This is a genomic window from Flavobacterium sp. FG19 (genome assembly GCF_057809475.1).
The window spans coordinates 93,359-118,470 of record NZ_JBMDKA010000020.1 but is presented as its reverse complement, the minus strand read 5'-3'; the positions used below and the strand labels follow the sequence as shown (position 1 = coordinate 118,470).

Below are 25,112 nucleotides of genomic sequence, written 5' to 3'. Positions count from 1 at the left end.
CCAAATTTACATTTTATAGATATTTGTAAATTGACTTGGCAAACATAGGAGAAGCAAAATATCTCTAGCCAAAGAATGGCCTACAATATTAAAGCTCCAGCGGAGCGACATATATTATAAAAAAACATGTCGCTCCACTGGAGCTTTTTTTCATTTTTCTTATTGGAAATTCTATAAATATTCTTTGCTGATAAAAATAAATCTTAAGCAATATTTTTACTTAAATCGTATTGTTCATTAGAATCGAGGAAAGAATATCCTATTGTTTTTCTTCTTTTTTTGTTTACTATAATGGTGACAAAATTATTTTTGTCTTCAGTTGACAATAGAATATGCTCAAACTTTTCAGATGGATCTCTGTAAATTTTATAGATTAGGTCGTTATCTTTAATTTTTTTAGATAAAACTTTAGCTGATTTTAGTTTACTTACATAAGGCCAGATATTAAAAATGTTAGAATCGGTCTTTTTTACTTCTACCATTTTTTCGGTCATAGTTGAATTGTATTTCTCTCTTTCGAGTAACTTGGGACCTTTTTTATTTCTCATTTTGATAATAACTGCCAAAATGCATAGCGAAGCAGTTACAAGAAGCATAACAAGTAGAGATAGATGAAAGTGGTGTACGTGAGCTGTCATGATATTTAAAGTTTTAAATGTATAGACAAATTTGATTTAGCTCCGCAGATTCTCAGACTACGAGATTGCGATTGCTGTAATTTTACCTCTAATTTAATCAAAATTCAGCAGATTTTTATCAAAAAAATGTTTTTATTGCAAGTTACAGCCAAATCTTTTCATCACGGCAACGACGATAAATATAACTTTTTAAGTTTGCGATTGTTTGCTGATAATCGGGTGCATCATAACCATATCGTTCATGTTCCATTTGTTCCCTTTCAATAGCATCACATCCTTTTATAACTTCTTTAATCATGTCAAGTAAAGCAAGTTCTTTATTGTCTGTCTTTTGAAATTTAAAATCCACAATTTCATCCTGAAGCTCTTCGCAATAGTCAATGAGCTTTGTAACTTCCGGCTCGTCCAGAAGATATTCTTTACTTTTAAAAATTTCCCGTACAGATTTCATGTATAAATACTTAATATTAAAAATTCCAAATTCCAAATTCCAAATTCCAAATTCCAAATTCCAAATTCCAAATTTTCTAAAAAAAGACAGCATGTAAATTACTGAAAATTTGTGTTATTTTGGCTCGAATTTCAACAAAAAAAATCCAAATCCCATTAAGTTTGGAATTTGGATTTTTATCCCGAAGCTTCGGGATTGAAGTATTAATAGGACTAAACCTCGTCGTAATCTACATAAATAGTGTCGGATGTTGGATGTGCCTGACAGGTTAAAATTAATCCTTCGGCAATTTCACTGTCTGTTAAGATCGAATTTTTCGTCATTTCTGCGCTTCCTGCAGTAACACGGCCTAAACAGCTGCTGCAGATTCCGCCCTGGCAGGAATAAGGAGCATCAACGCCTTGTTTTAGGGCAGCATCCAGGATGGTCTGCTTTTTAGACATTTCAAAGGTGGTTTCTTCATCATCAACCAGAACTGTGATTTTTGTATGTCCTTCCTGAGATCCCTGAATTGTATTTTCCTGAGATGAGGAAGTAAAAAGCTCAAATTTTATGGCAGATTCTTTTACGTTTTTCTCTTTTAAAACATTTGAAACCGTATTGATCATTTCTTCCGGTCCGCATAAGAAAAACTTGTCAAACAGAAGTTCCTTATGTTTATTGTTTAAAACATAATTTACGGCCGATTTATCAATTCTTCCAAACAAAGCGTTTTCTGCTTTTGCCTGACTGTATACATAATGTACAAAGAAACGGCCTACATACTGCAATTGCAAATCATGCAGTTCCTGATAAAAAATAGTTTCTTCGGGAGTTCTGTTTCCGTAAACTAAAACAAAAGAACTTTTAGGTTCATTTTTTAAAACGGATTTTAAAATAGATAAAACAGGAGTGATTCCGCTTCCTGCAGCAAAAGCAGCATAGTTTTTTTGTTTTTCGGCATCCGGTTCAAAAGTAAATTTTCCTTCCGGATGGGCTACTTCAAGAACATCTCCCGCTTTTAGTTTTGTGTTGGCAAACTGAGAAAAAAGACCATTTTTTACAGCTTTTACAGCAATTCGCAATTCACCGCTGTCCGGTGCAGAACAAATAGAATAAGCACGTCGAATTTCCTGGTTATCTAGTGTTAGTTTTAAATTTATGTATTGTCCGGCTATAAATTTATAGTCTTGTTTAAGTTCTTCAGGAACATTAAAAAGTACAGAAACAGCCTCTGCAGTTTCACGTTTTACCTCTTTAATTATTAGTTTTAAGAATGAAGGCATGATTTATTTTTTTTGCAAAAGTAGCAAACCATACCTAATTGGCACTTACTAAAATATTTTTTTTAACTTTTTTTGTAACGTTTTCCTACATTTGATCTCTTACATGAAAATACAAAACCATTAACCATGATTAAAAAGTTTATTTACCTTGAATGGAAAGCCTTTACCAGATCAGCATCATTTGGTAAAAATGTGGCAATGAAAATCCTAATAGGTTTTCTAATGATTTATTTTTCATTAATTTTTATAGGAATGGGAGTCGGGGCATTTTATGTTCTTAAAGACATGCACCTTGAACCATTTAAAACGGTGAATCAGTTTTTAATTTATTATTTCCTGTTTGATTTAATCATTCGTTTGCTGTTACAGTCTATTCCTGTTTTGAATATCAGACCTTTGCTGATTCTGCCTTTTAAAAAACCGGTTATTGTAAATTTCTCTTTAGGAAAAACGGCTCTGTCTTTTTTCAATTGGGTACATGCTTTATTTTTTATTCCTTTTTCATTTGTATTAATTATAAACGGATACGATGTTGTGGGAATTGTTTTTTGGCATTTAGGAGTAATGGCACTTATCTACATTAATAACTTTCTGAATATCATTTTGAGTAATATCGATAAATTGTTTGTCGTGTTTATGGCACTAATCCTGGCTTTAGGAGGAGCACAATATTATAAGCTGTTTGATATTACGATATTTACTACTCCGTTTTTTCAGGGTTTTTACGAGATAGAAGGCGTATTTCTAATCCCGGTTTTTGTACTGATAGCTTTGTATATTGCTACTTTTAAATATTTTAAAAGGAATTTGTATCTGGATGCAGGACTTTCTGTAAAACAAGATGTTGCAACAACTGAAAATCTTTCCTGGCTTAATCAGTTTGGAACAGTAGGTACATTTCTTAAAAATGACATTAAATTGATAAGAAGAAATAAAAGGTCAAAAACGACAATTTTCATGAGTGTATTGTTTTTGTTTTATGGTCTGTTGTTTTTCTCCGGAGGAATTGAAACCTATGACAAACCGGTCATGCATCTTTTTGCAGGTATTTTTGTTTCGGGAGGGTTTTTATTTGTTTTTGGGCAGTTTGTACCAAGCTGGGACAGCTCTTACTATCAATTAATGATGACACAGAATATTCCGTACCGGGGTTATATTATGGCAAAATGGTGGCTTATAGTTATTGCCACTATAATTTCGACAATTCTGGCTTCCTTTTATTTGTTTTTTGGATGGGGAGTATACCTTACCATTGTGACAGGGGCTGTTTATAATATTGGAGTCAATTCACATTTGGTTCTTTTGGGCGGTGCATTTACCAAAACACCAATTGATTTAAGTTATGCCGGAGGTGCTTTTGGAGATAAAAAAGCGTTCAATGTAAGTGCCATGCTGCTCACGCTTCCAAAAATTTTACTGCCTTTACTGCTGTATGGCATAGGTCTTTATTTTGATAACAATAATCTGGGATTAGCCTTAGTTGCGGGAGCCGGAGTTTTAGGATTTATTTTCAAAGACAAAGTTTTTTCATTAATTGAAAAAAGATATAAAATCGAAAAATACAGTACCATAAGTGCTTACAAACAAAAGAGTTAATCAGATAATAAAGAATGGCATTACTTAAAAATCTAAAATCAACAATCTGAAATCTAAAATTACCATGATACAAGTAAATCAACTTTCAAAGAAATATAACGGAACGACAGTTTTAAACATTGATACTCTTGAAATTCCAAAAGGACAGAGTTTAGGATTAGTAGGCAATAACGGAGCAGGAAAAACGACTTTTTTCAGTTTGCTTTTAGATCTTATTCAGCCTTCAACAGGATATATAAAAAGCAGTGGTATTCAGGTAAATACAAACGAAGACTGGAAATCTTTTACGGGTTCCTTTTTGGATGAAAGCTTTTTGATAGGATATTTAACCCCCGAAGAATATTTTTATTTCATCGGGGATCTCCGTCATCAGAATAAAGCAGATATTGACGCCCTGCTGGCTAAACATGAAGAATTTTTTAATGGTGAAATATTAAACAACAAAAAATATCTTCGTGATTTATCAAAAGGAAACCAGAAAAAAGTTGGTATAATTGCCACTTTAATCGGAAGTCCGGAAGTTATAATTTTAGACGAACCTTTTGCTAATTTAGATCCGACAACAGTAAGTCGTTTAAAGAAAATTATAAAAGAACTGGCTGAAGATCCAAATGTTACCGTTTTGGTTTCAAGTCACGATTTACAGCATACGGTTGAAGTTTGCGATCGTATTGTTGCCCTGAATAAAGGTGAAATTGTAAAAGACATTCAAAGCTCAAAAGAGACGCTTCAGGAACTGGAATCGTTTTTTGCGGTTTAAGTTTCTATATTTCAAAAAGAAGCGTATTTTTACAAGTCATTATACTAAAAATGCATTTTAGAAGTTAATGCTTTAAAATCAGTTCTATTGAAAAAGAATATTTTTATATATAGTTTTTTTCTCACCTTTTTATTCTTTTTGATAGCGTGTTCTACCAAGAATAATACTTTCGTGAACAGGAATTCCCATGCCTTAAGTACAAAATATAATATTTTATACAATGGAGGAATCGGCCTGGAAAAAGGACTGCAATCTATACAGGCCAATAATCAGGATAATTTCTGGAAACTTCTTCCTATTGAAAAAATGCAGTTTGATGAAAATTTTTCCGAAGGAGAAAAAACAAAAAATGCTGATTTTGAAAAAGCAGAAGAAAAAGCGACAAAAGCTATTCAGAAACACTCCATGAATATTGGGGGAAGAGAAAGAAATTACCAGATAGACGAAGCGTATCTGATGCTTGGAAAAGCCAGATATTATGACCAGCGTTTTATTCCGGCCTTAGAGGCTTTCAATTATATTCTTTACAAATATCCTAACAGCAGCAATATTTATACGGCAAAAATCTGGCGTGAAAAAACCAATATGCGCTTAGGGAATGATGCCATTGTAATTAAAAATATTAAGCTGTTATTAAAAAAGACAGATTTAAATAAACAGACTTTTTCAGATGCTAATGCACTACTGGCAGAGGCTTTCCTAAATATGGAAGAAAGGGACAGCGCCGTTGCCAGGCTCAGAGTAGCAGAGGAGTTCTCCAGAATAAACGAAGATCGTGCCCGATATAAATTTATTTTAGGGCAAATGTATCAGGAAGCAGGAATTAAGGATAGTGCTGCTTATTATTATGACGGCGTAATTCATATGAACCGTAAAGCCGATCGTAAGTACATGATGCATGCATATGCAAACAAAGCACAGATGTATGATTATGAAACCGGCAATGATACGATCTTTTTAAAAACCTATAATAAGTTAGTTGCAGACCGTGAAAACAGACCGTATTATGATCTGCTTTTTTATGAAATGGGTATTTTTTATGATAAGAGAAAAGATAAAGACAATGCATTGAAATTCTATAATAAATCCTTAGCGCGAAAATCTAAGGATCCTTATTTAATGGCATCTGCATACAGAAACATTGGTAACATGTATTTTAAGAATACAGATTATTCAATGGCAGCCAAATATTATGACAGTACACTGACAAAATTAAATCCTAAAACAAGGGAATTTGCTTTTATAGAAAAAAACAGAAAAAATCTGGATAACGTAATTAAATATGAGGCTATTGCCAAGCGCAATGACAGTATTATAATGGTCTACGGTCTGCCTGATGCCGAAAGAAAAATTTATTTTGAAAGTTATATAGCTGAACTTAAAAAGAAAGACGAAGCCAAACGAATTCAGGAAGAAAAGGAGAAAGAAAAACTGGCTAATATTGACAGAAATACAAATGCGTCCGGTGCACCGGCAGCGCTAAGTCCGGGTTTATTAGGAAAACCAGCGGATCCCGATGGCGGAATGAGACCTCCATCCGGAAGTGATGCAGCCAGTACATTTTATTTTTATAACCCCACAACGGTTGCTTACGGAAAACTGCAGTTTAAAAAAATGTGGGGTAATCGTGCTCTTGGCGGAAACTGGCGACTTTCGGTAATAACTGCAGCAAATAATGCGGCCATGAACGATACTATAAATCAGGACGCAGCCAGTAAAAAGGATACGATTGTTATTGAAAAATATACAACAGAGTTTTATCAAAAACAGCTTCCGAAAACCCAGGCAGCAATGGACAGTATTGGTAAGGAACGCAATTTTGCTTATTACCAGTTAGGTCTTATATATAAGGAGAAATTCAAAGAGTATGCTTTGGCAAGTGATAAACTGGAGCAGCTGTTGAAAAATAACCCTGAAGAAAAACTGATATTACCATCCAAATATAATTTGTATAAAATATATCAGATAACCAATCCGGCAAAAGCAGAAAAAGTTAAATCGGATATAACAGTAAATTATCCAGATTCACGCTACGCCCAGATTTTAAATAATGCCAATACCGATGATATTCCATCTCCTGAGAAAGAATATCAAAAATGGTATAAACTTTTTCAGGAAGAAAAATTTGACGTGGTCTTAGACAATATTGATAATCTCATAAATCAATATTCAGGTGAAGAGATTGTATCTAAATTTGAATTATTGAAGGCCAATACTTTGGGTAAAGTAAACGGACTGGATGCTTATAAAAAAGGTCTGGAAAATGTAGCGGATAATTACCCTAACAGTGAAGAAGGTAAAAATGCCAGAGAAATTCTTGAAAAAGATGTTCCCATCTTAGAAAGATTGAACTTTACAACAGTAGATAATAAAAACTGGAAAATTTTATATTTAGTTCCTAATAACGATTCTAAAACGCTAAAACAAATTGAAGAAGCTATTAGAGTATTTTTGTTAGTTGAAAATTACGAAAGGTTAACAACTTCTTTTGACAAATACAACAGAACAGAAAGTTTTGTAGCTATTCATGGTTTGAAATCTGAAGCATATGCTAAAGATGTTGCGGGAGTTTTAAGGGATGACAAAAAATATAAAATTGCACATCCGTCAATAATTATGTCGGCTGATAATTATAAAGTGGTTCAGATTAAAAAGAACCTTGATGCCTACCTTGCCCCAAAAACCCCATAATAATGTTTGATAAAGTAAAAAAAAACGGAACAGAACTTTTAGGAAAAACAAACCGAATTGTTGAAGGTACTTCTATTGTAGGAGACATAGTCTCAAAAGCTGATTTTAGATTAGATGGTGAATTAATTGGAAATTTCACCTCTCAGGGAAAATTAGTCATAGGCGTTACCGGTGTTGTAAAAGGAGAAATCATTTGTAACAATGCCGACATTGAAGGAGAATTTCACGGAAAAATTAAAGTACTTGAAATCCTTAATATTAAATCGACCGCACAAATTCATGGCGAAGTGGCCGTTGGAAAACTTTCTATAGAACCGGGTGCAGATTTTACAGCGACCTGTACGATGCTTTCCCATTCAAATACAGTAATTATGTTAGAAGATGGAAAAGGAACCGAATAATAACGGAAGAAATAAATGGATAGCACTCATTAATATTCCGATACAAATGGGTGTTATCATTTTCTTATTTTCTTATTTAGGAACCTGGCTCGATGAGCATCATCCAAGTGAAAAAGTATACTACAATAAAATATTGGTTATGGTGGGTGTTGCCATTGCCTTATACAATGTGATCCGTCAGGTAAACGAAATCAATAAAACAAAGTAGTCTGGGTTTTAAAAACGGCTTGAATAAATATTGCATCTTTGCAAAAAAATATCAGGATGTTTTTAAAATACAAACTAATTCTTCATTTATATATTCTTGCTTTAACTTCTTATATAGTACATAAGGGAGTTTTTTGCGTTTTCACACTCGATGATCAGAACTTCTATTATAGTATAGAAATACTGTATCTGATCTTTTTATTTTTTTCTACCTTATTATTAATACTGACACTGCGATTTAAAAAAGATAAATTCGACAGTATTGGAATGTTTTTTATGCTGGGAACTTTTGCTCAAATGTTTGTGTACTATTTTATTTTGAGACCAGTTTTATCCGACAGGATGCATAACACTCCTGTTGAAAAAATGAACTTTTTTATAACATTTATTCTGTTTTTGTTATTTCAGACCGTTTTAACTGTCCGATTATTAAATGAAAAGCGTTAAAATGCGGATTCTTTAAAACAAGGTTCAAAAATAATTTTTCATATCCTTTTGAATATTAATAAAAAATGTACCTTTGCACCAAATTTTAGAAACGTAAAAAATAAGAATTTCCACAGATATGGTGATTTCAAACAAACCACTCAGATTTATTCTTGCAGCTTTAGTAGCTTGTCTTCCACTAATGAGTTTTTCTAATTCAGAAAAAGACTCGGCGCATGTTCAAACTGAAACAGCTCATGAAGCAGCTGCTGAAGGTCATCATGCTGAACCGACAGATGTAAAATCTAAGATTAAAGCCTTTATTGGCCACCACGTTTTAGACTCTCATGATTTTACATTAACACAGGATGATGAGACAGGTAAATATTATGGTTTTCCATTACCGGTAATTCTTTGGGATAATGGTTTACACATTTTTTCTTCTTCTAAATTTCACCACGGACACGAAGTAGCTGAATCAAATGGCAGCTATTACGCGATCAATCACCATGATGGTAAAATTTACAGAACGGATGCTTCAGGAGATATTAAAGAAGATGAAAAAACAGGACATCCAGCAAATGTACGTCCTATAGATTTTTCAATTACAAAAACGGTACTTTCTATTATGGTTGCCGCTTTATTAATGTTCTGGTTGTTTACAAGTTTAGCAAAATCGTATGCTAAAAATGGAGGAATCGCTTCAGGAGCAGGAAGATTTTTTGAACCGCTTGTTGTTTTTATCCGTGACGAAGTTGCTATTCCTAATATTGGTGAAAAACACTATAAAAGATATATGAGTTATTTATTGACTATCTTTTTCTTTGTATTGTTTTTAAATATTTTTGGATTAACTCCACTGGGAATTAATGCTACTGGTAATTTAACAATTACATTCTCTTTGGCAATCCTTACTTTCTTAATTACAAATCTTACTGCAAATAAAAATTACTGGGGTCACATTTTCTGGATGCCGGGAGTTCCAAAACCAATGAGAATTATTTTGGCACCAATTGAATTGTTAGGAGTTTTTATCAAACCCTTTTCATTAATGATTCGTTTGTATGCTAACATCTTTGCTGGTCACATTGTATTAATGAGTATTATTGGTTTAATGTTTATCTTTAAAAGCTGGATTGGAAGCTCTCTGTCTTTTGGATTATCATTTGCACTTTCTATACTGGAAATTTTAGTAGCATTTTTACAAGCTTATATTTTCACAATGTTGTCTGCACTTTATTTTGGTTCAGCAGTAGAGGAGCATCATCATGATGACGCTCACCATTAATATTTAGATTTCAGAGTTTAGATTTCAGATTTATTTCAATCTAAAATCTACATTCGAAAATCTAAAATCAAAATTGAATGTTTAATTTTTAATATATACATATATGAACGGTTTAAATTTCATAGGAGCTGGATTAATCGTAATCGGAGCTGCATTAGGTATTGGTAGAATTGGTGGTTCAGCAATGGACGCTATCGCTCGTCAGCCAGAAGCTTCAGGAAAAATCCAAACAGCTATGCTTATCGCTGCTGCCCTTATTGAAGGAATTGGTTTCGCTGCGTTATTCGCTGCTTAATTAAAACACAAAAAACAATAGTTGCAACGGTTGGTTGTAACTATTGTTTTAAAAATTAAAACATTAAAAAATAAAATTGCTCTTTACGAGAATTTAAAAAGATATAATTTAAAATTTATAATTCTATATAATGGAAAAGTTAATAAATCAGTTCGAGTTCGGTTTGTTCTTTTGGCAAGTATTAATATTTGTTGGATTAATTTTCTTATTGAAAAAATTTGCATGGAAACCAATTCTTGATGCAGTAAACGACAGAGAGCAAGGAATTAAAGATGCATTACTTTCTGCTGAAAATGCAAGAAAAGAAATGGAAAATCTTCAGGCAGATAACCAGAGAATTTTAAATGAAGCTCGTGCAGAACGCGATGCAATGTTGAAAGAAGCCCGTGAGATGAAAGAGAAAATGATCACTGATTCTAAAAACGAAGCACAAGCACAAGGTCAAAAAATGATCGAGCAGGCTAAAGCGGCTATTGAAAGTGAAAAAAATGCTGCTATGGCTGAATTGAAATCTCAGGTTTCAACTTTATCATTAAGCATTGCTGAAAAATTATTGAAAGAAGAATTATCTAACAAAGAATCTCAAACTAAATTAGTAGAGAAAATGTTAGGTGACGTAAAGTTAAACTAAGACTATGGCAAGTACAAGAGCAGCAATTCGTTATGCAAAAGCAATTTTGGACTTAGCAAACTCTAAAGGTGTTGCCGAAGCTGTAAATAACGATATGAAATCAATTGCAGATGCAATTGAAACTAATGAAGAATTGAGTACGTTTATTGAAAACCCAACAACAACGGTTGAAGTTAAACAAAGTGCTCTTTTAGAAGTTTTCGCAAATGTAAATGGTGTAACTAAAGGGTTATTTCAATTATTATTCGAAAACAAGAGATTTGAAATTTTAAATGCGATTGCTGTAGAGTATAGTAAAGTATATGATGAAAGCAATGGTGTTGAAGTGGCGAAAGTAACAACTGCAATTCCTATGGATGCAGCTTTAGAAGCTAAAGTTTTGGCAAAAATTGCCACTTTATCCGATAAAAAAATAACAATTGAAAATATAGTAGATCCGGCGATTATCGGTGGATTTATTTTAAGAATAGGTGACAAGCAATACAATGCTTCTGTTGCAAACAGATTACAAGTATTAAAAAGAGAGTTAAGTAATTAGTTTTTATAACACAAAAGTGTCTAAATTATAAATTAAGATGGCGGAAATCAAACCTGCTGAAATTTCAGCAATATTAAGAAAGCAAGTAGAAGGTTTTGAATCTGGTGCTACGCTAGAGGAAGTAGGAACAGTACTTCAGGTTGGAGATGGTATTGCTCGTGTTTACGGGCTATCTAATGTACAATATGGTGAGTTAGTAGAATTTGATAACGGTATGGAAGGTATCGTATTGAATCTTGAAGAGGATAATGTTGGGGTTGTACTTTTAGGACCTTCAACAGGAATCAAAGAAGGATCTACTGCTAAAAGAACTCAGCGTATTGCTTCTCTTAAAGTAGGTGAACAAATGGTAGGACGTGTAGTAAACACTCTTGGTTTTCCAATTGACGGAAAAGGACCAATTGGTGGTGATTTATACGAAATGCCGTTAGAAAGAAAAGCACCAGGTGTTGTATTTCGTCAGCCGGTAACGGAGCCATTACAAACGGGAGTAAAAGCAGTTGATGCTATGATCCCGGTTGGTCGTGGACAGCGTGAGCTTGTAATTGGTGACCGTCAGACAGGTAAATCAACTGTTTGTATCGATACCATCTTAAATCAAAAAGAATTTTACGATGCAGGAAAACCTGTATTCTGTATATATGTTGCAATTGGACAAAAAGCTTCAACTGTAGCAGGAATAGCAAAAATGTTAGAAGAAAAAGGAGCAATGGCTTATACTGTTATTGTTGCTGCTAATGCTTCTGACCCTGCTCCAATGCAGGTTTACGCTCCATTCGCAGGTGCTGCAATTGGAGAGTATTTCAGAGATTCTGGTCGTCCGGCTCTTATCGTTTATGATGATTTATCTAAACAGGCTGTTGCTTACCGTGAGGTTTCTCTATTATTAAGAAGACCACCGGGACGTGAAGCTTACCCTGGAGACGTTTTCTACTTACACTCTCGTTTATTAGAACGTGCTTGTAAAGTAATCGCTGATGACGGAATTGCTAAGAACATGAACGATTTACCAGAATCTATTAAGTCTATCGTAAAAGGTGGAGGTTCATTAACTGCTTTACCAATTATCGAAACTCAGGCTGGTGACGTTTCTGCATATATCCCAACAAACGTAATCTCGATTACAGATGGTCAGATTTTCCTTGATGGAGATTTGTTCAACTCAGGGGTTCGTCCTGCGATCAACGTAGGTATCTCTGTATCTCGTGTTGGAGGTAATGCTCAGATTAAATCTATGAAAAAAGTTTCCGGAACTTTAAAATTAGACCAGGCTCAATTCCGTGAATTAGAAGCTTTCGCTAAATTTGGTTCTGACTTAGATTCAGTTACTTTAAACGTAATTGAAAAAGGAAAAAGAAACGTTGAGATCTTAAAACAAGGTTTGAACGATCCTTATCCAGTTGAAAACCAAGTTGCGATTATTTACGCCGGATCTAAAAACTTATTAAGAAACGTTCCTGTAAATAAAGTAAAAGAATTCGAAGCTGATTTCATCGCTTACTTAAACAGTAAACATAAAGATACGCTTAACGCGTTGAAAGCTGGAAAATTAGATGACGCTATTACTGATGTTATCGAAAAAGCAGCAAAAGAAATTTCAGCAAAATATAACTAATTTTAGTTGATGGTTGTTGGTTGATTGTTGTTGGAATTATCCAAATAACTATCAACCAACAACTAACAACCAACAACTATATACATGGCAAATTTAAAGGAAATCCGTAATAGAATTACTTCCGTTTCATCAACGATGCAGATTACATCTGCGATGAAAATGGTTTCTGCTGCAAAGCTTAAGAAAGCACAAGATGCAATCACTGCAATGCGCCCTTATGCCGAGAAATTAACTGAACTGCTTCAAAATCTTTCGGCTACACTGGAAGGTGAAGTAGGAGGAGCTTACACAGAACAGCGTGAAGTAAAAAAAGTATTACTTGTTGCGATAACTTCAAACAGAGGTTTGTGCGGTGCATTTAATTCCAATATTATTAAAGAAGTTAAAAACCGTACCGATTTTTATGCCGGAAAACAAGTAGACGTTTTTGCTATTGGTAAAAAAGGAAATGATGTTTTAAGTAAAACTCATAAAGTTCACGGTCATCATAATGCAATTTTTGACCATTTAACTTTTGAGAATGTGGCCGGAATTGCAGATAATCTGACTGAAAAATTCGTATCCGGACAGTATGACAAAATCGAATTAATCTACAATCAGTTTAAAAATGCTGCGACTCAAATCGTTCAAACAGAGCAATTTTTACCGTTAGCACCTATTAAATCTGATGTATCAGCTTCTACTGGAGATTACATTTATGAGCCTTCAAAAGAAGAAATTGTGCTGACTTTAATTCCTAAGTCATTAAAAACACAATTGTACAAAGGTATCCGTGATTCATTTGCTTCTGAGCATGGAGCTCGTATGACAGCTATGCACAAAGCGACAGATAACGCAACAGAATTAAGAAACCAATTGAAATTAACTTACAACAAAGCGCGTCAGGCTGCAATTACAAACGAAATCTTAGAGATCGTAGGTGGAGCAGAAGCTTTGAATGGATAATTTATTCCAGAATATATAATAAAAAAGCCAGCATTTGCTGGCTTTTTTTATGTTTTTTTGTTTCCAATTAAAAAATAATTGCCAGCAAATAGACTCAAATAATACTTCTTCGGAAATATATCCCTTATATTTCTTTTTTTACATTATATAAATCTCCTTTTTAAATATTGTCTTATTTTATTATAAAAAGATTTTTTGTAGTATTTAATTTAATATATTTTTCATTTTGAAAGAAAAAGTTTATATTTTAATATAAAAGCATATTTTTGTCTTTATTAATTCTACTTCACAGTTAACATTCAATGTAAACGTGAAAGACAAATAAGCAATAATGGCAAACGAAAGTTTTAATTGGAAAAAGCTCTTTATAAATGACGAAGAGAACAGCAGCGAGCAATCTGAATCTGTAAGAGAAAAAAACACTTCATTAAATTCAAGCAATCAGTTTCCGGTTCAAAACGAGGAGAAATATAATTTGAATGGGACAAATCCTTTTTTGAATGAAGTTCTTGATGTTTATGAAAAAGGTTTTGACAGCTTGAATACTCCCGGTTTTGATTTTTTTGAGTTGTATAAATCCGTTCTTGTTGTTGGAAGCTCAAATTCCCAAAGTTTTCAAATGGCTTTCACTATGGGAAAATCTTTAAATCCAGATTTGACAAAAGAGTTTCTTTTAGAAAAGGCAGATTTTTATAGGAGTGAAATTGAGAAGGTCTATGAAAAATATAATGTTGTAGGTTTAGCAAAAAAGAAAGAATTAGATCATTCAATTACACAAGGGAAATACAATCTTTCTAAAAGTGTTACTGAATTAGAAACTAAAATAGTAGAACTTCAGAAAGAGCTTGAATCAAAAAAAACAGAACTTCAAAAACTGGATCCGGACAATGAAAAACAGCTTTCAGAAATTCAGTTGAAAATTGAAGCTAATGATTTAGCGAGACAGAAAATTTTATCATCAATAAATACTGTAGTTACAGGAATCAATCAATATTTATAAAGACATGGATAAGTACGAACAGGAAAAAAGTACACTTTTATCATTACCAATATTAAAACATTTTGACGAATCTAAGGGCGAAATTGCTCTAAAAACAGAAGATCTTAAAAAAGGAGAAAAAGGTTTATACCTCGCTTTAGCAATTGGTCTGCTGGGTATGGGAGGTTATTTGGTATGGACCTATATTATTCCTCCATTATTTACCATGCTGGGGCAGGCTATTGCTTTATCGGCAACCGGTGTTTTTTTGGTTTTTTTAGTCATGATGGCTCCTGTTATCAACAAAGCATTGCGCTTTGCGACCAGAAAAATTCATAGGGCTTTGATTCAGAGTAATCCTTTTGGAGAACTTGAGGAACAAAAGCAAAAAATGATTAAGAACCGTGAAGTTTTTAAAAATACTAAGGGCAAATTAAAAGGGTTGAAAAATGACATGGAGATTGAAGCCAATAAATCTGAAAAAGAAGCAAAATCGTTTCAGGATGATGTTTTGAGCTTACAGCGTCAGTCAGAAAAATTAAAATCTGCAATGGACGAGATGGTAAAAACAAATGGACTATCAGCTAAAGACACAGATGAATATGTGGCTTTGCAAAGTGAGCTGGCTAAAAAACTAAGCGAGTCTCAAAGAATTTCAACGCAATATGAACAAAGCAAAAGTTTTATTCAAAAATATGGAGTAAGAGCAAATGTTCTTGGAAAAATGGATAGAAAGCTGACTTTGGCAGGAACAGCAATTGATATTAAAATTGCCGATTTTGATGCTACCGTTAAAATGCTTCAAAAAGAATATGAATTTGCCAAGAATGCTAGGGAGGCAACTGAAAGTGCAAAAAGTGCCATGATGTTTACCAAGGATTGGGAACTGGAATATGCCTTGGAAGTTGTGACTTCGACAATTGCTCTGGATATCGCCAAGACTTCTGAAAACTTGATTGATATTGATACCTTAACTTCTAAATATTCAGTTGATAACGATGAACTGTATTCAAGATTAGATTCATTGGCAGATGAAATAAAAACAGGAAACAATACAATTCCGGATTCTACTAAATATTCGAGTTCAAATTATAAAATGACGAAGGAAGACAAATTATCAAGCGGAGGTTTTGGGGATATTTTTTAATAAAGAATAAATAAAATTCAATTATATAATGGGAAAAATTTTAAGAACACAAAAGTTAACCACATTTTCAGAATTGTTGATTGTTATTGTAGCAATTGGAGTTGTTTTAGGAGGAATTTATTATTTATCTCCGGGATTAAAAACGGCTGTGTCAAAACAATTAAGTGGTATTGACCTTAACCAAATGGATGTTAATAATGTTACTAACGCTGAAAAAATTGCACTTCCATCTAAGGATGTTTCTACAGAAGTTGCGAATAAACCATTAGTAAGAATTGCGGCGTATGCATGGAATGCTCAATCTGGAATTATTGTTTCTAATGGAGGACCAAAAACAACAAAAGGATCTTTGATGGAAAAAAATGGAGTTAATCTTGAAATTCTTCGTCAGGATTGGCTTTCAGAATTGCGTAATATGCAGATGAAATTTATTGAGGAATTTGATAAAGGAGAAGCGTATCCATCTTCAAATAAAAGTGCTTTTGCGATTATGATGATGGGAGACGGTGCACCATTCTACATTAGTTCTATGCAAAAATCACTTAATGAAAAATATGGAAAAGACAAATACCATGTACAAGTTATGGGGGTTGTTGGAATGAGTAATGGAGAGGATAAATTGATTGGACCACCAAATTGGAAATCGGATCCAAAATCTATGAAAGGTTCTGTGATTTCAGCTGTTCTTGGGGATGGTGACTGGGTAACAACAGTTAATTATTGTTTTGCAAATGGTTTAAAAGTAAATCCAGATCCAACGACTTATGATGCTGAAGCTGTAAATATTTATCCATCTGAAAATGATGATTATATCAAATCTGCTGAAGAATTGATTAAATCGCAAACTACGGGGTGGACGGTAACATTGAAAGAAGTTGTAAATGGTAAGTTAACAGGGAAATCTGTAAATAGAAAAATTGACGGTTGCGCTACCTGGACACCTGGCGATAAAACTGTTTTTGACAGGCTTTCAGGTTTTGTAGATATAGTTTCTACAAAAGAGTTTAACAATCAAATGCCAACCGTAGTTATTGGAGTAAAAGAATGGGCTGAAAAAAATCCGGAAATTGTTTCGAATATTTTAAAATCGGCGCTTACGGCTTCAAATCAAATGAAAAATTATGAAGATTGGAAAGTAAGAGCTTCACAGGCTGTTGCAGATACGTACCAAATTGAAACTCCTGACTATTGGTATAAAATGTTTAAGGGTCAGCAAGAAACTAAAAACGGATTGACCTATAATATGGGAGGTTCAAAAGTATTTAATTATGCCGATGCGATGCAATATTTTGGTTTATCGGATGGAGTTAACAGATATAAATCGGTTTACAATCAGGTTTCAGGATATTTGACAGAATTAAACCCGTTTGGTTTTAATGAAAATGTAGGAACTCCTGTTTCTTATGATGAAGCAGTAAATTTATTTTTCCTGAAAAACATTAATGATATTGAATCAACATCTGCAGACAAAGCAGATTATAGTAACAAAGCTACTGAGGTTGTAGCATCTGGAGAATGGAAAATTAATTTTAATACAGGAAGTGCTGAAATTTCAAGTTCATCAAGTAAAGAAGTTGAAAGAATTTATAATCTTTTGGTTCAGGCAGAAAATACGAAACTTACAGTTGTTGGACATACAGATAATGTTGGAAATCCGGATGCCAATTTAGCATTATCAAAAAGCAGAGCTGAAGCTGTTGTGAATTATTTGAAACAAAAAGGAATTCCAGCCAGTCGTTTTCAGTTGGTTGATGGAAAGGGTCAAAGTGATCCGGTTGCTGATAATAATTCTGCATCAGGAAAAGCGTTAAACAGAAGAGTTGTAATTACGTTCTTAAAATAAATTAAATACAGAAGGCTGTCTTATGGTAGCCTTCTTTTGTAATATCATGATTAAATATTTTATACCCTTTGAAAAATTATCAACACGAAACAGAACATTTATTGTAATAACGTGGTTGATTCTTTTGATAATAATTTGGTTTTTAGGAACCTCTGGTGAGAAACATCTTTTTCCTTCTCCAAGTCAAGTATTAAAAGGTTTTACAGAATTATATAATGAAGGTTTGGTAGTGCATATTTTTAATTCTTTAAAACTTTGTTTCATTTCTATTTTTTTAGCAACCATAATTTCATTGTTGTTTGCCTATGCCTGGCCAATACCTTTGTTAAAACCAATAGCCGAATTTGTAACCAAATTTAGGTTTTTGCCATTTACAGGTCTTTCCTTTTACATTACAATGATTATTCATGAAGCAAGAATGATGCAGGTCTGGATATTGGTTATTTTCTTGACTACATTTCTAACAACATCATTAATTGCAGTAGTTAAGGACATTCCGCAAGAAGAATTTGATCATGCCAAAATGCTCAAATGTACACGATGGGAAGTGCTTTGGCAGGTTATTATTTTAGGAAGATTAGATTATGTAATTGATGTAATCAGGCAAAATTTAGCGATAACCTGGATGATGCTGGTTACAGTTGAATCAATTGTAGTTGCTTCTGGAGGTCTAGGTTTTTTAATTAAAAACTCAGATAAGTTCATGAATACCGGACGCATAATTGCCCTGCAAATCATTATTTTATTAATCGGTTTAGGATTAGATTCCGGAATCAATTTTTTAAGAAAAGCAATATTTAGATATTCAAAAATATAAGTATGAAATATGAATTTAAAGAAACGCTTTTATATGTCGAAAATCTGAGCGTTGTGTATGATGATAATATTATTATTAAGGATATAAATATTTTAGAAAAAGATGTAGTGCGAGAGGAAAGCAATTGTACCGGACAAGTTTTAGCTTTTGTTGGAAGATCAGGCCGTGGAAAATCAACTTTTTTTAAAGCACTAACAGGATTAGTTCCTGCAAGTTCAGGAAAAATTTTAATTAAAGATTTTGAAAATTCTACACCCAATACCGCAAAAACAATACATGAAGGAGATATTGGTTTTGTAGATCAAAAATACACTCTGTTTAGACATAAGACAGTTCGTGAAGCACTTAAATTTTCTTTAAGAAAAACGAAACTTTCGAATACTGAAAAAGAACAAAAAATAAATCAGTATTTAGAAGAATGGGGTTTAATGAATTGTGCCGACAAATATCCGAATGAACTTTCTGGCGGACAAAGACAAAGAACAGCCATTATTGAACAATTATTTTCATCAGATCAATTTATTGTTTTAGATGAGCCATTCTCTGGACTTGATGTTGGAAATATTCAAGAAGTAAAAAAAGCTTTCGAATTGTTAGGAAACTCATCAGAGTTTAATACCATTATATTCTCGACTCATGATATTGAACTGGCACTTGAACTGGCGCAGGTAATTTATGTTATAGGATACCCAACAGTTAATGATAAACTACAATCTTATGCGACTATTGTAGCAAAATATGATTTAAGAGAAATGGGATTGGCTTGGAAAGATTACTGTGAAGATCATTTAAAATTGTCAAAAGAAATTATTCATCAAATGATGATTTCTTAAGTTAGAATATGTCAAAAAAAGATAATCCAATAACAATAATAGGAGATTCACTTTTGTCTCTAAAAAAATATTTAAAAACAAACCTATCAAATAATGAAGCTGTTTTTACGGCTTCATTTATTATGGATTTACAAAAGGAAACGAAGAAGATTCTTGAAGTTTGCTCTCAGTTAAATCAGGATGCAGATTTTATTCAGAAGATCAATCAAATTGTGAATCCTTCTTTTTCCAGAGAAGGATTGTTTAAGGCAGAACATTTTTTCCTTTCAGACATTATCGATCTTTATGAAAAAGAACAAGGAAAGAAAAATGAAAAACAAGAGTTTGTTCTGGCCTATTATTATGACGCTTTGCGCAACAAACATTTTGCTGACGAAAATTCGGTAAGCGAATTAAATCAGTTGGTTTTTACGGAAGGTTTTAAAAATCATCTCAGCAAAATAAAAATCGAGAATAAAATACCAGCTTCAAATGCAATAGAAAACCAGTATTTGCTGCCGGAAATTTTAGCTGAAAAAAAGAATAATAAATTAGAAAAAATCTTAATTCGATATCAAAACTTCCTATACTTTTCATTCGATAAAAAAATTGAAAATGAGAAAGCTTTTAATGACTATTTGGGTTTAAATCTGAACAACTCAAAGAAGAATAAAAAAGAGCCGGGTAATCTTCCTGAAGAAGACACACTGGAAAAAGTTCTTAAAGAATTAAATGAATTAGTGGGTTTGGCCGAAGTAAAAAAAGATGTTTCAGAACTTGTCAATTTATTAGAAATTCAGAAAAAGCGTTCTGAACAAGGTTTGAAAAATGTTGACATCACACTGCATACCGTTTTTCTTGGCCCGCCGGGAACCGGAAAAACTTCTGTTGCCAGACTTCTAAGCAGAATTTTTAAACATTTGGGTTTTTTGTCTAAAGGGCAAATGTTTGAAACAGACCGAGAAGGTTTGGTAGCCGGTTATGTTGGACAGACAGCAACAAAAGTAAATAATGCTGTAGAATCGAGTCTTGGTGGAGTTTTGTTTATTGATGAAGCTTATGCATTAACTCAAAACACATTTGGAAATGATTATGGTGCTGAAGCCGTAAACACATTGCTAAAAAGAATGGAAGATTATCGTGAAGATCTTGCTGTGGTCGTAGCTGGATACACAGAACCCATGAAGATTTTTATAGAATCGAATCCTGGATTAAGATCTCGTTTTAATAGATATTTCTATTTTAAGGATTTTACGCCTAATGAATTATATGAAATTTTCGAATTGTTTTGTTTAAAATCCGATTTTATTATTTCTGATGATGTTAAAGAAAAACTTACAGATACTTTTGAGTTGCTATATGAAAGTAAAAATGAAAGTTTCGGAAACGCAAGATTGGTTAGAAATTTGTTTGAAAAGTGTGTGCAAAATCAGGCCAATAGAATTATAACGTTGAAAGAATTAAGTAGTGATACCTTAAAAACATTAATAGACAATGATATTACAGAATTAAAAGAGATTGAATACAATTCTGAATTCTAAACATAATAAAAAAAAGCCAGCATTTGCTGGCTTTTTTTTATTGGAAGTTTTTTCTTTTTTAAAAATAATGTTTATAAAATGGTGATTCTCAATTTACCGAAAATTGAGAATCAATACCATTTTATAAAATTATTGACACAGATTTTATAATGTCTGTTGCTTTGTCTTTCATGGGAACAAACTAGCTTTATCAATCCCAATGCTCTGTTTTTTTTAGGGTTACATTTCAGCAGAATCAATCCCTGTGCTTTGTCTTTCATGGGAACAAACTAGCTTTATTAGTCCCGGTGCTCTGTTTTTATTAGGGTTACAATACAGCAGAATCAATCCCTTATGCTTTGTCTTTTATGGGAACAAACAAGCTTTATTAGTCCCAGTGCTTCCTTTTTTATAAGGGTTGTATCTAGCTTTCTCAATCCCTATGCAACAAATTTAAGTAGAGAGTTCCTAAAATTTGTTACATAATTTTCTGTCATATTTTATATATTTCACATGTTGCTGAGATGTTAATTATATAACATACCATAAAAAGTTTACGTATTTTTGGTTTCTATATCTTATTAGAATGACATTACAGTTCCACGAACTTACTACTATTGAAGAGATGCTCGCTCAAATTGACACCATCAGATTTCTTTATCCTAACCTGACTTTAGAAAAGTATCAGGGTTTTCTTTTAGAAATGCTTCCTCATAATTATACGCAAATAGCTGTTTTTGAAAATAATATTTGTCTTGGAATTACCGGCTGCTGGTCCGCAACTAAATTATGGACAGGTAAATATCTTGAAATAGATAATTTTGTGGTTAATCCTGAACACCGTTCAAAAGGGATTGGAAAAATGCTGACTGATTTTATCGAAAAAAAAGCTTTGGATTTGGGCTGCAGCAGTATTGTACTTGATGCTTTTACCGGAAATTTTGGAGCGCACCGATTTTATTATAATCAGGGGTACGGACCAAAAGGGTTTCATTTTGTAAAAGTTTTGGACGAAACCAGACTCACACAATAAAATATGAAAGAACCATTTTATTGAATCTTTAAAAAGAGCAATAAAACCAAAGAATTGGTTATTTTTGTTTTGCGAACTTTATTACTATTATTTTGGGATTATATAAAAGTCTATTTAAACAAACTGCGATTTATGGACTGGCAACCGTTTTACCGAGAATGCTCAGTTTTTTATTGGTCAGATTATATACAGGTATTTTACCTACTGCCGAGTACGGGGAAGTTTCTATTGTTTTATCCTGGATGGTTTTCTTTAACGTAGTCCTTTCTTACGGAATGGAAACGGCTTTTTTTAGATTCTATAGTGCCGAAGAGGATAAAAAGAATGTTATCGCAACGTCTACAATATCTATATTTTGGTCTTCAATAGGGTTTTTATTTGCGGCATTAATTTTTAGAAATACTCTCGCAAACTGGGCCGAAGTAGATGCACAATACATTACGTACTCTGTCTGGATTTTAGTTTTAGATGCCTTGGTTCTGGTACCATTTTCAAAATTAAGAGCCAATCAGCGTCCAATGGTGTATGCGGCTATTAAAATTGGAAACGTAGTCATTAATTTACTACTGAACATTTTCTTTTTAATGTATCTGCCCAAATTAGCAGAGGCAAATCCTAATTCAGTCTGGGACAATTTATATGTAGAAAATTTCCAGATTGCTTATATTTTTATCGCCAACCTGCTGGCAAGTTTAGCAACATTTATAGTTCTTTCGCCAAATTATGTTTCGTTAGGAAGAAAGTTTGATTATGAACTCTGGAAAAAAATGATGCAGTATGGCCTGCCCATTTTAGTTGCCGGACTGGCTTTTGCTGTAAATGAACATTTTGATAAAATCTTATTAGGTTATTTACTGCCTGAAAATCTTGCAAAATCAGAAGTTGGAGCTTATTCAGCCTGTTATAAACTGGGATTGTTTATGGTTCTCTTTGCAACAGCTTTCAGATTGGGAATTGAACCTTTTTTCTTCAGCCATGCCAAAAATGAAAATGCGCCGCAGACTTATGCCGTCATTACCAAATACTTTGTAATTTTTGGTTCCCTGATTTTATTAGGAGTCATCGTTTTTGCAGATGTTTTAAAATTCCTGCTGCTGGATAATAAATCATATTGGGAAGCTATGAAAGTTGTGCCATTAATTATTCTGGCCAATTTCTTTTTAGGTATTTACAATAATTTATCGGTTTGGTATAAACTAACAGACAAAACAAAGGTGGGAGCTTACATCTCGATAGTAGGTGCCATTATAACCTTAATTTTAAATTACTATTTAATCCCGGAATACAGTTATTACGGTTCTGCTATAGCCACTATTTCGGCTTATGGAAGTATGATGTTAATATCTTATATTTTAGGGAATAAATATTATCCTATCCCTTATGATATGAACAAAATAGGAGCTTATTTGGGAATTTCGATTTTATTTTCGGCTATTTCATTTTATGGCTTCAGAGAAAATTATTTCGTTGGAATTCCGTTATTATTAGCTTTTATGTATTTTGTTTATCATAACGAAAAAGACACGATCAAAGGAATTATGAACAGAAAGTAAAAGTGCTTTTTAATCTTTTAAATACAAAATGAAAATTCAGATAATCAATAAATCACAACACGATTTACCTAATTATGAAACAATTGCTTCTGCAGGAATGGACTTGCGAGCCAATATTACAGAGCCAATTACGTTAAAACCTTTAGAAAGAACTATTGTAAAAACCGGACTTTTTATAGAATTACCAATTGGTTATGAAGCACAGGTAAGACCAAGAAGCGGACTGGCAGCTAAAAAAGGAGTAACCGTTTTAAATTCTCCGGGAACTGTTGATGCTGATTACAGAGGTGAAATAGGCGTAATTCTGGTAAATTTATCAAATGAAGATTTCATAATTGAAAACGGAGAAAGAATTGCACAGTTAGTTATTGCCAGACACGAAAGAGCAGAATGGATTGAAGCTGAAGAACTTTCAGAAACTTCAAGAGGCGAAGGAGGTTTTGGAAGTACCGGAGTGAAATAAACCGATAGTTAACGAAATCGGCTTTTATTGCCTTTAAAAAGAACAAATTAAATTCCGTAAAAACGTTTACGGAATTTGTATTTATAAACTTGAACTAACCAAACAGGAGATTTTTAATCTTCCCACATTAATATAAAATAGTATATGAAAATAATCGTCCCAATGGCAGGCCGCGGATCGAGACTGCGCCCTCATACATTAACAGTTCCAAAACCATTAATTCCTGTAGCCGGAAAAAGTATTGTACATCGTTTAGTTGAAGATATTGCTAAAATATTAAAAGAACCTATAGAAGAAGTTGCTTTTATTCTGGGCGATGAAGCATTTTTTGGAGCAGATGTAGTAGCGAGTCTTGAAGATTTGGCAAAAGGATTAGGAGCAAAAGCATCTATATACCGTCAGGATCAGCCTTTAGGAACCGGCCATGCTATTATGTGTGCCAAAGATTCTTTGTCAGGACCGGCTGTTATTGCTTATGCCGATACTTTAATCAGAGCCGATTTTGAGCTGGATCCTTCAGCGGATGCTGTTATCTGGGTAAAACAGGTGGACCAGCCGGAAGCATTTGGAGTAGTAAAATTAAACCCAAACAACGAAATTACAGAACTGGTTGAAAAACCAAAAGAATTTGTAAGTGATTTAGCCGTTATTGGAATTTATTATTTCAAAGAAGTTGGTGAACTGAAAAAAGAACTTCAGGGTGTTTTAGATAATAATATTCAGAATGGAGGAGAGTATCAGATCAATGACGGAATAAAAGCCATGATGGCTAATGGCAAAGTTTTCAAAACCGGAAGTGTTGATGAATGGATGGACTGCGGAAATAAAGATGTTACCGTAGAAACCAATACCAGAATGCTCGGTTTTTTACATAATGACGGGGAACATTTAGTAGATTATAATGTAATATTAGAAAATGCCACAATCATTCCGCCATGTTATATAGGAGAAAATGTAGTACTGAAAAATGCAACAGTAGGTCCAAATGTTTCAATAGGAAAAGGCTGCAGCGTAACCGATAGTACTATTAAAAATAGCTTAATACAAACCCATTCTCAAATAAAAAATGCTAACTTAGATAATGCAATGATCGGAAATCATGTAAGTTATGATGGTAAGTTCACCAGTATCAGCATTGGAGATTATTCCGTTTTAGAATAAAAAGAACAAAAACAGATTCGTTTTTGGATAGAATGAA

General features: G+C 33.2%; 24 protein-coding genes. 21 read left to right on the top strand and 3 right to left on the bottom strand.

Annotated features, from left to right (window positions below):
• Positions 1-203: 203 nt before the first annotated feature.
• The 3 genes from ACODST_RS19015 to ACODST_RS19005 form a co-directional block, all read right to left on the bottom strand.
• On the bottom strand, positions 204-638 hold the full coding sequence (locus tag ACODST_RS19015; RefSeq protein ID WP_488933669.1) for a hypothetical protein: 435 nt from the start codon (positions 636-638) through the stop codon (positions 204-206).
• Between the two features lie 142 nt (positions 639-780).
• Positions 781-1,089 (bottom strand): hypothetical protein, encoded by a 309-nt coding sequence (locus ACODST_RS19010; RefSeq protein ID WP_488933668.1) that lies wholly within the window; start codon positions 1,087-1,089, stop codon positions 781-783.
• 212 nt (positions 1,090-1,301) lie between these two features.
• Positions 1,302-2,354, bottom strand: a complete 1,053-nt coding sequence (locus ACODST_RS19005) for a 2Fe-2S iron-sulfur cluster-binding protein (protein WP_488933667.1) — start codon at positions 2,352-2,354, stop codon at positions 1,302-1,304.
• Between the two features lie 126 nt (positions 2,355-2,480).
• Here ACODST_RS19005 and ACODST_RS19000 point away from each other — a divergent pair, with 126 nt between their 5' ends.
• The 21 genes from ACODST_RS19000 (at position 2,481) to ACODST_RS18900 (ending at position 25,075) form a co-directional block, all read left to right on the top strand.
• Positions 2,481-3,950, top strand: coding sequence for a DUF5687 family protein (locus ACODST_RS19000; RefSeq protein WP_488933666.1), 1,470 nt, complete (start codon positions 2,481-2,483; stop codon positions 3,948-3,950).
• A gap of 64 nt (positions 3,951-4,014) precedes the next feature.
• A complete protein-coding gene (locus ACODST_RS18995) occupies positions 4,015-4,710 on the top strand; it encodes an ABC transporter ATP-binding protein (RefSeq protein ID WP_488933665.1) in 696 nt (231 codons plus the stop codon).
• Positions 4,711-4,797: 87 nt separating this feature from the next.
• On the top strand, positions 4,798-7,401 hold the full coding sequence (gene porW / locus ACODST_RS18990) for a type IX secretion system periplasmic lipoprotein PorW/SprE (protein WP_488933664.1): 2,604 nt from the start codon (positions 4,798-4,800) through the stop codon (positions 7,399-7,401).
• Between the two features lie 2 nt (positions 7,402-7,403).
• On the top strand, positions 7,404-7,802 hold the full coding sequence (locus ACODST_RS18985; RefSeq protein ID WP_488933663.1) for a bactofilin family protein: 399 nt from the start codon (positions 7,404-7,406) through the stop codon (positions 7,800-7,802).
• A complete protein-coding gene (locus ACODST_RS18980; protein WP_488933662.1) occupies positions 7,783-8,010 on the top strand; it encodes an AtpZ/AtpI family protein in 228 nt (75 codons plus the stop codon). Before ACODST_RS18985 ends, ACODST_RS18980 begins: the two co-directional genes overlap by 20 nt.
• A gap of 564 nt (positions 8,011-8,574) precedes the next feature.
• Positions 8,575-9,723 (top strand): F0F1 ATP synthase subunit A, encoded by a 1,149-nt coding sequence (atpB, locus tag ACODST_RS18975; RefSeq protein ID WP_488933661.1) that lies wholly within the window; start codon positions 8,575-8,577, stop codon positions 9,721-9,723.
• Positions 9,724-9,826: 103 nt separating this feature from the next.
• A complete protein-coding gene (gene atpE / locus ACODST_RS18970) occupies positions 9,827-10,018 on the top strand; it encodes an ATP synthase F0 subunit C (RefSeq protein ID WP_053472986.1) in 192 nt (63 codons plus the stop codon).
• A 130-nt stretch (positions 10,019-10,148) separates the two neighbouring features.
• Entirely contained in the window at positions 10,149-10,649 is a 501-nt protein-coding gene (locus ACODST_RS18965; RefSeq protein ID WP_091490226.1) for a F0F1 ATP synthase subunit B, read from the top strand.
• Between the two features lie 4 nt (positions 10,650-10,653).
• Positions 10,654-11,187, top strand: a complete 534-nt coding sequence (gene atpH / locus ACODST_RS18960; RefSeq protein ID WP_488933660.1) for an ATP synthase F1 subunit delta — start codon at positions 10,654-10,656, stop codon at positions 11,185-11,187.
• Between the two features lie 37 nt (positions 11,188-11,224).
• The gene (gene atpA / locus ACODST_RS18955; protein ID WP_488933659.1) at positions 11,225-12,802 is read left to right on the top strand and encodes a F0F1 ATP synthase subunit alpha; all 1,578 of its coding nucleotides are present in this window, start codon (positions 11,225-11,227) and stop codon (positions 12,800-12,802) included.
• 84 nt (positions 12,803-12,886) lie between these two features.
• Entirely contained in the window at positions 12,887-13,747 is an 861-nt protein-coding gene (atpG, locus tag ACODST_RS18950; RefSeq protein ID WP_488933658.1) for an ATP synthase F1 subunit gamma, read from the top strand.
• 496 nt (positions 13,748-14,243) lie between these two features.
• The gene (locus ACODST_RS18945; RefSeq protein ID WP_488933657.1) at positions 14,244-14,747 is read left to right on the top strand and encodes a hypothetical protein; all 504 of its coding nucleotides are present in this window, start codon (positions 14,244-14,246) and stop codon (positions 14,745-14,747) included.
• Between the two features lie 4 nt (positions 14,748-14,751).
• Positions 14,752-15,873: a hypothetical protein gene (locus tag ACODST_RS18940; RefSeq protein ID WP_488933656.1), complete on the top strand. Its 1,122-nt coding sequence runs from the start codon at positions 14,752-14,754 to the stop codon at positions 15,871-15,873.
• A 28-nt stretch (positions 15,874-15,901) separates the two neighbouring features.
• Positions 15,902-17,716: an OmpA family protein gene (locus tag ACODST_RS18935; protein WP_488933655.1), complete on the top strand. Its 1,815-nt coding sequence runs from the start codon at positions 15,902-15,904 to the stop codon at positions 17,714-17,716.
• 124 nt (positions 17,717-17,840) lie between these two features.
• On the top strand, positions 17,841-18,533 hold the full coding sequence (locus ACODST_RS18930) for an ABC transporter permease (RefSeq protein ID WP_488933654.1): 693 nt from the start codon (positions 17,841-17,843) through the stop codon (positions 18,531-18,533).
• A gap of 2 nt (positions 18,534-18,535) precedes the next feature.
• Entirely contained in the window at positions 18,536-19,366 is an 831-nt protein-coding gene (locus tag ACODST_RS18925; RefSeq protein ID WP_488933653.1) for an ATP-binding cassette domain-containing protein, read from the top strand.
• An 8-nt stretch (positions 19,367-19,374) separates the two neighbouring features.
• Complete coding sequence (locus ACODST_RS18920; RefSeq protein WP_488933652.1) at positions 19,375-20,886, top strand: AAA family ATPase; 1,512 nt, start codon at positions 19,375-19,377, stop codon at positions 20,884-20,886.
• A 565-nt stretch (positions 20,887-21,451) separates the two neighbouring features.
• A complete protein-coding gene (locus ACODST_RS18915) occupies positions 21,452-21,898 on the top strand; it encodes a GNAT family N-acetyltransferase (protein ID WP_488933651.1) in 447 nt (148 codons plus the stop codon).
• Between the two features lie 92 nt (positions 21,899-21,990).
• Positions 21,991-23,451 carry a lipopolysaccharide biosynthesis protein gene (locus ACODST_RS18910; RefSeq protein ID WP_488933650.1) on the top strand — a complete coding sequence of 487 codons (1,461 nt, stop codon included), beginning with the start codon at positions 21,991-21,993 and terminating at the stop codon, positions 23,449-23,451.
• 28 nt (positions 23,452-23,479) lie between these two features.
• Positions 23,480-23,914 carry a dUTP diphosphatase gene (gene dut, locus ACODST_RS18905; protein WP_488933649.1) on the top strand — a complete coding sequence of 145 codons (435 nt, stop codon included), beginning with the start codon at positions 23,480-23,482 and terminating at the stop codon, positions 23,912-23,914.
• A gap of 144 nt (positions 23,915-24,058) precedes the next feature.
• A complete protein-coding gene (locus ACODST_RS18900) occupies positions 24,059-25,075 on the top strand; it encodes a sugar phosphate nucleotidyltransferase (protein WP_488933648.1) in 1,017 nt (338 codons plus the stop codon).
• Positions 25,076-25,112 lie beyond the last annotated feature (37 nt).